The organism is Pusillimonas sp. T2 (assembly GCF_002236805.1).
Lineage (GTDB): Bacteria > Pseudomonadota > Gammaproteobacteria > Burkholderiales > Burkholderiaceae_B > Neopusillimonas.
The window spans coordinates 230,149-242,147 of record NZ_NIQA01000004.1; the positions used below are offsets into that span (position 1 = coordinate 230,149).

9 protein-coding genes are annotated in these 11,999 nt (G+C 56.4%); 8 read left to right on the forward strand and 1 reads right to left on the reverse strand.

Going from position 1 to position 11,999, the window contains the following annotated elements:
* Positions 1-53: 53 nt before the first annotated feature.
* Genes sdhC through gltA form a run of 6 tightly spaced genes read left to right on the forward strand, consistent with a single transcriptional unit; the run spans position 54 to position 4,949 of the window.
* Positions 54-467, forward strand: a complete 414-nt coding sequence (gene sdhC, locus PuT2_RS09245) for a succinate dehydrogenase, cytochrome b556 subunit (RefSeq protein ID WP_093970839.1) — start codon at positions 54-56, stop codon at positions 465-467.
* The gene (gene sdhD / locus PuT2_RS09250; protein WP_093970747.1) at positions 467-850 is read left to right on the forward strand and encodes a succinate dehydrogenase, hydrophobic membrane anchor protein; all 384 of its coding nucleotides are present in this window, start codon (positions 467-469) and stop codon (positions 848-850) included. The genes sdhC and sdhD overlap by 1 nt, the downstream gene beginning before the upstream one ends.
* 3 nt (positions 851-853) lie before the next feature.
* Positions 854-2,632, forward strand: a complete 1,779-nt coding sequence (sdhA, locus tag PuT2_RS09255) for a succinate dehydrogenase flavoprotein subunit (protein ID WP_093970748.1) — start codon at positions 854-856, stop codon at positions 2,630-2,632.
* Between the two features lie 12 nt (positions 2,633-2,644).
* Positions 2,645-3,361, forward strand: a complete 717-nt coding sequence (locus PuT2_RS09260; RefSeq protein WP_093970749.1) for a succinate dehydrogenase iron-sulfur subunit — start codon at positions 2,645-2,647, stop codon at positions 3,359-3,361.
* Positions 3,362-3,372: 11 nt separating this feature from the next.
* A complete protein-coding gene (locus PuT2_RS09265) occupies positions 3,373-3,633 on the forward strand; it encodes a succinate dehydrogenase assembly factor 2 (protein WP_093970750.1) in 261 nt (86 codons plus the stop codon).
* A gap of 17 nt (positions 3,634-3,650) precedes the next feature.
* Positions 3,651-4,949 carry a citrate synthase gene (gene gltA / locus PuT2_RS09270; protein ID WP_093970751.1) on the forward strand — a complete coding sequence of 433 codons (1,299 nt, stop codon included), beginning with the start codon at positions 3,651-3,653 and terminating at the stop codon, positions 4,947-4,949.
* Between the two features lie 216 nt (positions 4,950-5,165).
* On the opposite strand, the gene PuT2_RS09275 is transcribed toward gltA, so the two are convergent.
* Positions 5,166-7,469 carry an NADP-dependent malic enzyme gene (locus PuT2_RS09275; protein ID WP_093970752.1) on the reverse strand — a complete coding sequence of 768 codons (2,304 nt, stop codon included), beginning with the start codon at positions 7,467-7,469 and terminating at the stop codon, positions 5,166-5,168.
* 315 nt (positions 7,470-7,784) lie between these two features.
* Here PuT2_RS09275 and PuT2_RS09280 point away from each other — a divergent pair, with 315 nt between their 5' ends.
* Complete coding sequence (locus PuT2_RS09280; protein ID WP_093970753.1) at positions 7,785-10,661, forward strand: 2-oxoglutarate dehydrogenase E1 component; 2,877 nt, start codon at positions 7,785-7,787, stop codon at positions 10,659-10,661.
* Positions 10,662-10,692: 31 nt separating this feature from the next.
* Positions 10,693-11,898: a 2-oxoglutarate dehydrogenase complex dihydrolipoyllysine-residue succinyltransferase gene (gene odhB / locus PuT2_RS09285; RefSeq protein ID WP_093970754.1), complete on the forward strand. Its 1,206-nt coding sequence runs from the start codon at positions 10,693-10,695 to the stop codon at positions 11,896-11,898.
* Positions 11,899-11,999 lie beyond the last annotated feature (101 nt).

Consider the following 11,999-nt stretch of genomic DNA (forward strand, 5'->3'; position numbering starts at 1 on the left):
CGAAAATACTAATAGCGTTTTGCAATATTTTGTTTGTTAACCTCGAGGCCATCATGTCCGATTCAGCTTCCAAGCCGCGTCCGCAGTTTCGCAATATCAGCGTTCCGCAGATCTTAAGCTACCGTCTTCCCTTGGCGGGAAAATCGTCAATTCTGCACCGTGTCAGCGGCGCATTGCTGTTTCTCTGTCTTCCGCTTGTTCTGGTGCCGCTGTTCGCGCTTAGCGTCACGTCGCCCGACAGTTTCGCGTCTATTCAGGGCTGGGTGGCCAACCCAATCGTAAAACTCATTTTGCTTGCGCTTATCTGGGGTTATTTGCACCACTTCTGTGCTGGCATCCGCTACCTGATTCTTGACCTGCATATTGGCATGGACAAGGTCTCTGCTCAAAAAAGCGCCGGCGTTGTTTTTGGGGTCAGCCTAGCGCTAACACTGGTTTTTGGTCTTAAATTGTTTGGGGTTTGGTAATGGCTACTAAAGAACGCGTAGGCGCAAAGCGCCTGGTCGTTGGTGCGCACTACGGCACCTTTGACTTCATCGTTCAGCGTTGCACGGCCGTCATTATGGCGATCTACACGCTGGTTCTCTTTTTCGGGGTTCTGTTTACTTCCGACATGAGCTTCGAAAGCTGGCAAAACCTGTTCACCTTCACCGTGGGCGTCATCCCGGTAGGGCAGTTGCTGGCGACGCTGGCTTTCTTCTCGCTGGCATGGCATGCCTGGATCGGTGTGCGCGACATCTGGATGGATTACGTCAAGCCTGCAGGCGTTCGTCTGCTGTTGCAAGTGCTGACCTTGCTCTGGCTTGCGGGTTCAATTATTTATTTCGCTAAAGTTCTCTGGAGTTTATAAGCCGTGGCTGCTGTCAAAAATTCCTTACCTCGCCGCAAGTTCGATGTTGTGGTCGTAGGCGCCGGCGGGGCCGGCATGCGTTGCTCTTTGCAACTGGCGCAGGCGGGCTTGTCGGTCGCCGTCTTGTCCAAAGTGTTTCCTACCCGTTCGCACACTGTAGCCGCTCAGGGTGGCGTTAGTGCAGCGCTGGGTAACATGAGCGAAGACAACTGGTACTGGCACATGTACGACACCGTTAAAGGGTCTGACTGGCTGGGTGACCAAGACGCCATCGAATTCATGTGCCGTGAAGCGCCGTCCGCCGTTTACGAGCTCGAACACTTCGGTATGCCGTTCGACCGTAACCCCGATGGCACCATTTATCAGCGTCCGTTCGGTGGTCACACTGCCAATTTCGGCGAAAAGCCCGTTCAGCGCGCCTGTGCCGCAGCCGACCGTACGGGTCACGCCATGTTGCATACGCTGTATCAGCGTAACGTTTCCGCTCGCACCCAGTTCTTCGTCGAATGGATGGCCCTCGATTTGCTGCGCAATGACGACGGCGATGTCGTCGGTGTTACTGCACTCGAAATGGAAACCGGCGAAGTCTACATCCTTGAAGCCAAGACAACAGTGTTGGCAACCGGCGGTGCAGGCCGTATCTGGGCAGCGTCCACCAACGCCTTCATCAATACCGGCGACGGTTTGGGTATGGCCGCGCGTGCGGGTATTGCGTTGCAAGACATGGAGTTCTGGCAGTTCCACCCCACCGGCGTGGCCGGTGCCGGCGTACTCATCACTGAAGGTGTGCGCGGCGAGGGCGGTATCTTGCTGAACAAAGATGGCGAGCGCTTTATGGAGCGCTACGCACCTACGCTGAAAGATCTGGCCCCGCGCGATTTCGTTTCTCGCTCGATGGACCAGGAAATCAAAGAAGGTCGTGGCTGCGGCCCCAACGGTGACCACGTGCTGCTTAAGCTCGATCACCTGGGCGCCGACGTCATCAACAAGCGTCTGCCGTCCATTCGCGAAATCGCGATCAAGTTCGGAAACGTCGACCCCATCAAAGAGCCTATTCCTGTTGTGCCCACCATCCATTATCAAATGGGCGGTATTCCGGCTAACTATCATGGCCAGGTTGTCGACTTCAAGAACGGCGAAACCAAAGTGGTTAACGGTTTGTATGCCATCGGCGAATGTGCGGCTGTTTCGGTGCACGGCGCCAACCGCCTGGGTACAAACTCGCTGCTCGACCTCATCGTTTTTGGTCGCGCCGCCGGCAAGCACATTGTCGAGTCGCACCTCGAGCGTCAACTGTCGCACCAACCTCTGCCTCAGTCGTCCGTCGATTACTCCCTCGACCGCCTCAACAAGCTCGAAAGCCGCACTTCGGGTGTCAAGGCGCAAGAAGTGGGCAACGCAATTCGCACCGGTATGCAAACGCACTGTGGCGTTTTCCGTACCCTCGAACTGCTCAATAAAGGCGTCGACGTCATCGAAAGCCTGGCACCTCAGGTCGAAGAAATCTACTTCAAAGACAAGTCCAAAGTATTCAATACCGCGCGTATCGAAGCCCTTGAATTGTCCAACATGATCGAAGTCGCGCGCGCCACCATCAAGTCGGCCGCAAGTCGTACCGAAAGTCGTGGCGCTCACGCCCTCGACGATCACCCCAATCGCGACGACGAAAACTGGTTGCGCCACACTCTCTGGTATTCAGAAGGCGGCCGTCTCGACTACAAGCCGGTTCAAATGAAACCGCTGACCGTCGACAGCTTCCCACCCAAAGCACGGACCTTCTAAGCAGGAACTGAAATGAGCCAAAAACGTATCGTTAAGTTTGAAATCTACCGCTACGATCCTGACAAGGACGAGCGTCCGTACATGCAAAAGCTCGAAGTCGAGCTGCAGCCGACCGACAAAATGTTGCTCGACGCGCTGGTGCGCATCAAGAACGATGTTGACGACAGTCTGGCTATCCGTCGTTCGTGCCGCGAGGGTGTTTGCGGTTCCGATGCCATGAACATCAATGGCAAGAACGGTCTGGCTTGCACGACCAACCTGCGCGAACTGTCCGAGCCTATCGTTCTGCGTCCGCTGCCTGGTTTGCCTGTGGTGCGCGACCTGATCGTCGACATGACCCAGTTCTTCAACCAGTACCATTCGGTCAAGCCGTTCCTCATCAACGACACACCGCCGCCCGAGCGCGAGCGTTTGCAGTCGCCCGAGGCGCGTGAAGAAATCGACGGTCTGTACGAGTGCATTCTGTGCGCATGTTGCTCGACATCGTGCCCGTCTTTCTGGTGGAACCCCGACAAGTTCGTTGGTCCCGCTGGCTTGCTTCAGGCCTATCGCTTTATCGCCGACTCGCGCGACGAAGCCACCGCCGAGCGTCTCGACAATCTCGAAGACCCATACCGTCTGTTCCGTTGCCACACCATCATGAACTGTACAGACGTCTGTCCTAAGGGGCTGAACCCCTCGAAGGCGATTGGCAAAATCAAAGAACTGCTGGTTCGGCGCAGTATCTAAGTGCTGCACTCATGAGCACTCTGACCGAACTTGAGCGTGCCCGTCTGCGTTGGCGGGCACGCCGTGGTCTGTTGGAAAACGATTTGATCATCACGAATTTTCTGGATCAATACGAAACCCAACTTACCGATACTGATGTTGTCGCCTTAACCCAATTATTCGAGATGGGTGACAACGAATTGCTCGACGTTTTGTTGGGCCGCAAGTCGCTAGAGGGGGTGTACGATACGCCCGATATTCAGCGGCTGGTTGAGCAAATGCGAGCGCTGTAAATTTTTGAGGAAGAAAGATGCAACTGTCAGATAAAAAAGCAACCCTATCGTTTTCGGACGGTAGCGCATCGGTTGATTTCCCGGTGTACAAAGGCTCGATCGGCCCAGACGTCATCGACATTCGCAAGCTGTACGGCCAAACCGGCATGTTCACGTATGACCCGGGTTTCTTGTCGACCGCTTCTTGCGAGTCGGCCATTACCTACATCGACGGCGACAAAGGCCAGTTGCTGTACCGTGGTTACCCCATTGATCAGCTCGCTCAAAACAACGACTTTCTCGACGTCTGCTACCTGATTCTTAACGGTGAGTTGCCTAGCGCCGAGCAGAAGCTTCAGTTTGACAGCGAAGTCACCAACCACACCATGGTGCACGAACAGTTGGCCACTTTCATCAGTGGCTTCAGCCGCGATGCACACCCAATGGCCATGCTGACCGCCGCCGTTGGCGCTTTGTCTGCGTTCTACCACGACGCTACCGACATTACCAACGCCGAGCACCGTCGTCTGTCGGCGATCCGTCTGATCGCGAAGATGCCGACGCTGGTGGCCATGGTCTACAAGTACTCGTTGGGTCAGCCGTACATTTATCCCCGCAACGACTTGTCGTACACCGGCAACTTCCTGCGCATGATGTTCGCTAATCCTTGCGAAGACTACAAAGTTAACGACGTCGTCGAGCGCGCGCTTGACCGCATCTTCATCTTGCACGCCGACCACGAGCAAAACGCCTCTACTTCTACGGTGCGTTTGTGCGGTTCGTCGGGCACCAATCCGTTTGCGGCCATTTCGGCGGGTATTGCCTGCTTGTGGGGCCCCGCGCACGGCGGCGCCAATGAAGCTTGCCTGCAGATGCTTGAAAACCTTCAGGCCAACGGCGGTGTTGCCAAAGTTGGCGAGTTCATGGAAAAGGTCAAAGACAAAACATCGGGCGTTCGTCTGATGGGTTTCGGCCACCGCGTATACAAGAACTACGACCCACGCGCCAAGCTCATGCAAGAAACTTGCAAAGAAGTGTTGTCGGCATTGGGTCTCGAAAACGATCCGTTGTTCAAGCTGGCCATGGAACTCGAGCGTATTGCCCTCGAAGATCCTTACTTCGTCGATCGCAAGCTGTACCCGAACGTCGACTTCTACTCGGGTATTGTTCAGCGCGCTATTGGCATCCCCACACCGTTGTTCACCGGCATTTTCGCCCTGGCACGTACAGTGGGCTGGATCTCCCAGTGGGACGAAATGATTTCCGATCCAGATTACAAGATCGGCCGTCCGCGTCAGCTTTATACAGGCTCACCAGTTCGCGATATCAAGCGTTAATTGGTTCAGTGGTCGTAAAAAAACCGCCTTCGGGCGGTTTTTTTATGGGCCTCCATGTCTTGACGTTGCACGCTGCCGGCCGATGGGTGCCTTTTGCGTATAAAAATCACTGGTTGCCAGAGCCCGCCGGCATATAAAAAAGCCCCGCTTGTGACAAGCGGGGCTTTGGACTGGGGCCTGCGGCGCGCGCAGGCGCGCTAGGCCAATACAACGCGCTTATTTGCTGCTGGCGCGTTGCTGTGCTTCTTGCTGAGCATCGACTACGGCCAGGGCCGTCATGTTAACGATACGGCGAACGGTCGCGCTTGGCGTCAGGATATGAACCGGACGTGCCGCGCCCAGCAGTACCGGGCCCATAGACACCCCGTTGCTGCCAGTCATTTTGAGCATGTTGTACGTGATGTTGCCTGCATCGAGGTTTGGCATGATCAGCAGGTTTGCCGGCCCTTTCAGGGGTGAGTCGGGATATGCGCGCAAGCGGATCTTTTCGGACAGCGCCGAATCTGCATGCATTTCGCCGTCGACTTCAAGGTGTGGTGCACGTTCGTTGACCAGTTGACGTGCACGTGCCATCTTGCGCGACGATTCGGTAGAGCGGCTGCCAAAGTTGGAGTGCGATAGCAGTGCAACTTTGGGCACGACACCAAAGCGCAATATTTCTTCGGCCGCTTGGATCGTCATGTCGGCGATTTCTTCGGCGCTGGGGTTCTCATTGACGTGGGTATCGCAGATGAACAGCGTTTGGTCTGGCAGCATCAGTACGTTCATGGCAGCAAACGTTTGCACGCCTTCTTTCAGCCCGATGACTTCTTGTACATACTTAAGCTGATTGTCGAACTTGCTGGCTACACCGCAGATAAGGGCGTCGGCATCGCCGCGCTGCAACAGCATCGAACCGATGAGCGTGTTGTGTTTGCGCACCATGGCCTTGGCGATTTCGGGTGTGACGCCGTTGCGGCCTTGCAGCTTGTAATAGCCGCTCCAGGTTTCGTTGAAACGATCATCGTCTTCTGGGTTGACCAGTTCGATGTTCTGACCCGGGATCAGGCGCAAGCCAAATTTCTTGACGCGCATTTCGATTACAGCGGGGCGGCCAATAAGAATCGGCTTGGCGATGTTTTCGTCGACGACCGTTTGAACCGCACGCAGTACGCGTTCATCTTCGCCATCGGCATAAATTACGCGCATAGGCGTATTTTTGGCCTGCATGAACAGCGGGCGCATGAGCTGGCCGGTGTGGTAGACCAGGCCCATCAGGCGCTGGCGGTAGGCTTCGATGTCTTCAATTGGGCGCGTGGCCACGCCTGACGCCACAGCCGCTTCGGCGACGGCCGGTGCGATCTTGATGATAAGGCGCGGGTCGAAGGGCTTGGGAATAATGTAGTCAGGCCCGAAAGACAAGTCTTGCCCGGCGTAGGCCATGGCAACTTCGTCGTTTTGTTCGGCTTCGGCGAGCTCGGCGATGGCCTTCACGCAGGCCAGCTTCATTTCTTCGTTAATAACGGTTGCGCCGACGTCTAAAGCCCCGCGGAAAATGAACGGGAAGCACAGTACGTTATTGACCTGGTTGGGGTAATCGGAACGACCAGTGGCGATGATCGCGTCGGGGCGAGCGGCCTTGGCGACTTCGGGGCGAATTTCCGGTTCGGGGTTTGCCAGCGCCAGAATAAGGGGCTTGTCGGCCATGGTTTTGACCATGTCGGCGGTCAGTACGCCGGGTGCAGAACAGCCCAGGAATACGTCAGCGTCTATGCAAACGTCTGCCAGGGTACGGGCCTCTGTCTTTTGCGCGTACTCGGCTTTGGTCGGCTCCATGTTGGCTTCGCGGCCTTCCCAAATCACGCCGCGTGAATCGACGACAAAAATGTTTTTGCGTGGGATGCCCAGGCTGACCAAGAGGTTAAGGCATGCGATGGCTGCCGCACCTGCGCCCGAACACACCAGCTTGACGGAATCGAGTGCTTTGCCAACGACCTTCAAGCCGTTCAGGATAGCGGCCGCCGAAATAATGGCTGTGCCGTGCTGGTCGTCGTGGAAAACGGGGATCTTCATGCGCTCGCGCAGCTTCTTTTCAATGTAGAAGCACTCGGGCGCCTTGATGTCTTCGAGGTTGATGCCGCCCAGGGTGGGCTCGAGCGCGGCGATGATATCGACCAGTTTGTCCGGGTCCAGCTCGTTGAGCTCGATGTCGAAAACGTCGATGCCCGCAAATTTCTTGAACAGGCAGCCTTTACCTTCCATGACGGGTTTGGCCGCCAATGGGCCGATGTTGCCCAGCCCCAATACAGCAGTACCGTTGGTGACAACACCCACCAAATTAGAGCGCGATGTGTATTTCGCAGCGGCTTCTTCGCCGCCTTCGTAAATGGCCATACTGGCCACTGCAACACCCGGAGAATACGCCAGCGAGAGGTCGTCTTGGTTGGCCAGTGTTTTAGTTGGCGTTACCGAAATCTTACCGGGAGTAGGGTAAGCGTGGTAATCGAGGGCCATTTTTGAGAGGTCCGCCTTGGCGTCCATAAGGTACTGCTCCTGAAATTGTACGAGTAAAAGAAACGTAAAAAATACACCATTAGCGCGATGTCTGCATCTCGTCGCCCCGGTTTTGCGCCGGGTGTCAGTAAAAATCAACGTCTGGTTTTCAAAATGCCCGTGTTTCGGGCCTCGCGGTTACATCCGCAGGTGTTTGTGGTTATACTAACTTCAATACGGCTACTCAAGGCGTCGTACTGTTGCCTTCTGCCCCCGCTATCCGCTAACCGGTCTGGCCGTGTCGCGGAAGGTTGTCCCCCCTGCATCAAACGAGTGAAGCACTCGGTAAGGTGAAGCGAACACATGTCATCACAATCAGAGTCCCTTTCAAATTCCTACCTTTTTGGTAGTAACGCCCCTTACGTAGAAGAACTCTACGAATCCTACCTCGACAATCCCGGCTCAGTTTCCGACGAATGGCGCGCCTACTTCGACCAGTTGCAGCATCTGCCTGCCACCGACGGTAAAGAAGTCACCCGCGACCAGGCCCATGCGCCTATCATTCAGTCGTTTGCCGAGCGTGCCAAAGCCAACGCGTTCCTTACCGTTCGTGCTCAGCAGCCCGATTTGTCGGTAGCCAGCAAGCAGGTTTATGTTCAATCTCTGATCGCTGCGTACCGTACTCTTGGTTCGCGCTTCGCCGAACTCGACCCGCTCAAGCGTCACGATCGCCCGGTTATCCCCGAGCTCGATCCTTCGTTCTATGGCCTGACCGAAGCTGACCTTGACCAGGTGTATTCAGCCACCAACACATATTTCACCAAGTCCGAGACCATGACGCTGCGCGACATGCTCAAGGCCTTGCGCGACACTTATTGTCGCACCATCGGCGCCGAGTTCATGCACATGTCCGATCCGGCCGCCAAGCGCTGGATCCAGGAACGCCTGGAATCGTCTTTCGGCGTGCCTTTGTACTCGCCCGAACGTAAGCGTCACATCCTTAAACAAATCACCGAAGCCGAAGGCCTCGAACGCTTCCTGCATACCAAATATGTGGGTCAAAAGCGCTTCTCCCTCGAGGGGGGTGAAAGCTTCATCGCCTCTATGGACGAGGTCGTTAACCACGCCGGCGAAAACGGCGTTCAGGAAATCGTTGTGGGCATGGCTCACCGCGGCCGCCTGAACATGCTGGTTAACATCATGGGCAAAATGCCCGGCGACCTTTTCGCCGAGTTCGAAGGTAAGTACGCTCAAACCCTTACCGACGGCGACGTCAAGTATCACAACGGTTTCTCTAGCGATTTGTCCACCCGTGGTGGTCCGGTTCACCTGTCGCTGGCGTTCAACCCGTCGCACCTCGAAATCGTCAACCCCGTGGTCGAGGGCAGCGCACGCGCACGCCAAGACCGTCGCGGCGATACCGAAGGCGCACAAGTGTTGCCCGTGCTGGTACACGGCGACGCGGCTTTCGCCGGCCAGGGCGTCGTCATGGAAACTCTTAACATGGCGCAAACCCGCGGTTACGGTACCGGCGGCACGCTGCACATTGTTATCAATAACCAAATCGGCTTCACCACGTCCGACCCGCGCGACTCGCGTTCTACGTTGTACTGCACCGACGTCGTCAAAATGATCGAAGCGCCGGTGTTCCACGTTAACGGCGACGACCCCGAAGCGGTTGTCTACGTTACCGAATTGGCCCTTGACTACCGTCGTCAGTTCAAGCACGACGTTGTCATCGACATCGTTTGCTTCCGCAAACTGGGTCACAACGAGCAAGACACGCCGTCCCTGACACAACCCTTGATGTACAAGCGCATTGGTCAGCATCCCGGCACACGTAAGCTCTACGCCGACAAGCTCGTCGCACAGGGCGTGCTGTCCGAAGAAGAGGTCGATGGTCTGGTCAAAGAGTACCGTCAGCTCATGGAAGACGGCCAACGTACTGTCGAGCCAGTCCTGACCGACTACAAAAACAAGTACGCGACCGACTGGACGCCGTTCCTGAACGCCAAATGGACAGACCATGCCGACACCGGCGTACCTTTGGCTGAACTTACCCGTATCGGCGAGCGTATCACCCAGGTCCCTGAAGGTTTCACCGTTCATACGCTGGTCAACAAGCTGCTCAACGACCGTCTTAAAATGGCGCGCGGCGAAGCCCCCCTCGACTGGGGTATGGGCGAGCACCTGGCGTTTGCCACGCTGGTGTCGTCGGGCTACACCATTCGTATTACGGGTCAAGACGCCGGCCGCGGTACCTTTACACACCGCCATGCCGTACTGCACGACCAGAAGCGCGAGCGCTGGGACGACGGTTCGTACATTCCGCTGCAAAACGTCTCCGAAAACCAGGCGCCTTTCACTGTTATCGACTCGGTACTGTCCGAAGAGGCCGTGCTAGGTTTCGAATACGGTTACGCGTCGGCCGAGCCCAACACACTGACCATCTGGGAAGCCCAGTTCGGCGACTTCGTCAACGGTGCGCAGGTTGTTATCGACCAGTTCATCTCGTCGGGCGAAGCCAAGTGGGGCCGTCAGTGCGGTCTGACACTCATGTTGCCTCACGGCTACGAAGGTCAGGGCCCAGAGCACTCATCGGCTCGCATCGAGCGCTTCTTGCAGCTTTGTGCCGACAACAACATTCAGGCCGTTCAGCCGACCAACGCGTCACAGATTTTCCACGTGCTGCGTCGTCAGATGATCCGTCCTTTCCGCAAGCCGTTGGTGATCTTCACGCCCAAGTCGTTGTTGCGTAACAAAGACGCCACGTCGCCGCTGTCCGATCTGGCCACAGGTACATTCCTGCCCGTTATCGGTGAAACAAACGCCGACATCGATCCGGCCAACGTCAAGCGCGTTCTGGTTTGTTCGGGCAAGGTGTACTACGACCTGGCCAACGCCCGTGCCGAGCGTGAGCGTTCCGATGTCGCGATTGTGCGTATCGAACAGCTCTATCCGTTTGCTCACAAGGCATTCCAGGCCGAGCTGCAAAAGTACAGCAATGCCAAAGAAATCATCTGGGTACAAGACGAGCCTCAAAACCAGGGGCCATGGTTCTATATCCAGCATCACCTGTACGAGAACATGGTCGAAGGTCAGCGTCTGGGTTATGCCGGTCGTCCTGCTTCTGCCTCACCGGCGGTTGGCTATTTGGCCAAGCACCAAGAGCAGCAAAAGGCACTGATCGAACAGGCGTTTGCCGAAAAATTCAAGGGCGTGTCCCAGTCGTCCAAGTAAAGAACACACTACATTACGGAAAATATCTATCATGGCTATTACAGACGTTCTCGTACCCCAGTTGTCAGAGTCCATTTCTGAAGCGACTTTGCTCAACTGGAAAAAGCAACCCGGCGAAGCAGTCCAGGCCGACGAAATCCTCATCGAAGTTGAAACCGACAAGGTTGTTCTCGAGGTGCCGGCGCCTGCATCGGGCGTGCTTAGCGAAATCGTTAAAGCAGATGGCAGTACGGTTGGTTCAGGCGAGGTTCTCGCACGTATCGATACCGAAGGCAAAGCCACTGCAGCAGCTGCACCCGCAGCCGAAGCACCTGCTGCCGCGGCAGCGCCCGCTGCTGCACCTGTTGCTGCTGCGTCTTCTTCAGTTGCGTCGCCTGCCGCCGGCAAAATTCTTGCCGAAAAAGGCATCGATGCCGCCAACGTCGAAGGCACAGGCCGCGGTGGTCGTATCACCAAAGGTGATGCCCTGGCTGCTGAAGCCGCGCCTGCCAAGAAGCCCGCTGCGGCTCCTGCGCCAACCAGCCTTTCTCTCGACGGTCGCCCCGAGCAGCGTGTGCCCATGAGCCGCCTGCGCGCTCGTGTTGCCGAGCGCTTGCTTCAGTCGCAATCCGAGAACGCCATTCTGACAACGTTCAACGAAGTCAACATGCAAGGCATCCTCGACTTGCGTGCCCGCTACAAAGACCAGTTCGAAAAAGAGCACGGCGTCAAGCTGGGTTTCACCTCGTTCTTCGTCAAGGCCGCAGTGGCTGCGCTTAAAAAGTACCCCGTCGTCAACGCGTCGGTCGATGGTAAAGACATCATCTATCACGGCTATTTCGACATCGGTATTGCCGTCGGTAGCCCACGCGGTCTGGTTGTGCCTATCTTGCGCAACGCCGACCAGCTCAGCATTGCCGAAATCGAGAAGCAGATCGCCGATTTTGGTGCCCGTGCGCGCGACGGCAAGCTCAGCCTCGACGAACTCACTGGCGGCACGTTCTCCATCTCTAACGGTGGTGTGTTCGGCTCCATGTTGTCCACGCCTATCATCAACCCACCTCAATCGGCTATTTTGGGCATTCACGCCACTAAAGACCGCCCGGTTGTCGAGAACGGTCAAATCGTGATTCGCCCCATGAACTATCTGGCGCTTTCCTACGATCACCGTATCATCGACGGTCGTGAAGCGGTGTTGTCGCTGGTTGCCATGAAAGAAGCGCTCGAAGATCCTCAGCGTCTGTTGCTCGACGTCTAAGGCACACACGCCGGGCCCCCGGCTTAGGTCGTTGCGCTGTGTTGCGCGCGGCCCGAGCCCGGGCCCTTTTCTTTTCAGGCAGCGCGCACCCGGTGTGCGTT

Bases quoted from the DNA above. Each gene is read 5' to 3' on its own strand.
- sdhC (WP_093970839.1), top strand. From the start codon at position 54: ATGTCCGATTCAGCTTCCAAGCCGCGTCCGCAGTTTCGCAATATCAGC.
- sdhD (WP_093970747.1), top strand. From the start codon at position 467: ATGGCTACTAAAGAACGCGTAGGCGCAAAGCGCCTGGTCGTTGGTGCG.
- PuT2_RS09260 (WP_093970749.1), top strand. From the start codon at position 2,645: ATGAGCCAAAAACGTATCGTTAAGTTTGAAATCTACCGCTACGATCCT.
- PuT2_RS09265 (WP_093970750.1), top strand. From the start codon at position 3,373: ATGAGCACTCTGACCGAACTTGAGCGTGCCCGTCTGCGTTGGCGGGCA.
- gltA (WP_093970751.1), top strand. From the start codon at position 3,651: ATGCAACTGTCAGATAAAAAAGCAACCCTATCGTTTTCGGACGGTAGC.
- PuT2_RS09275 (WP_093970752.1), bottom strand. From the start codon at position 7,469: ATGGACGCCAAGGCGGACCTCTCAAAAATGGCCCTCGATTACCACGCT.
- PuT2_RS09280 (WP_093970753.1), top strand. From the start codon at position 7,785: ATGTCATCACAATCAGAGTCCCTTTCAAATTCCTACCTTTTTGGTAGT.
- odhB (WP_093970754.1), top strand. From the start codon at position 10,693: ATGGCTATTACAGACGTTCTCGTACCCCAGTTGTCAGAGTCCATTTCT.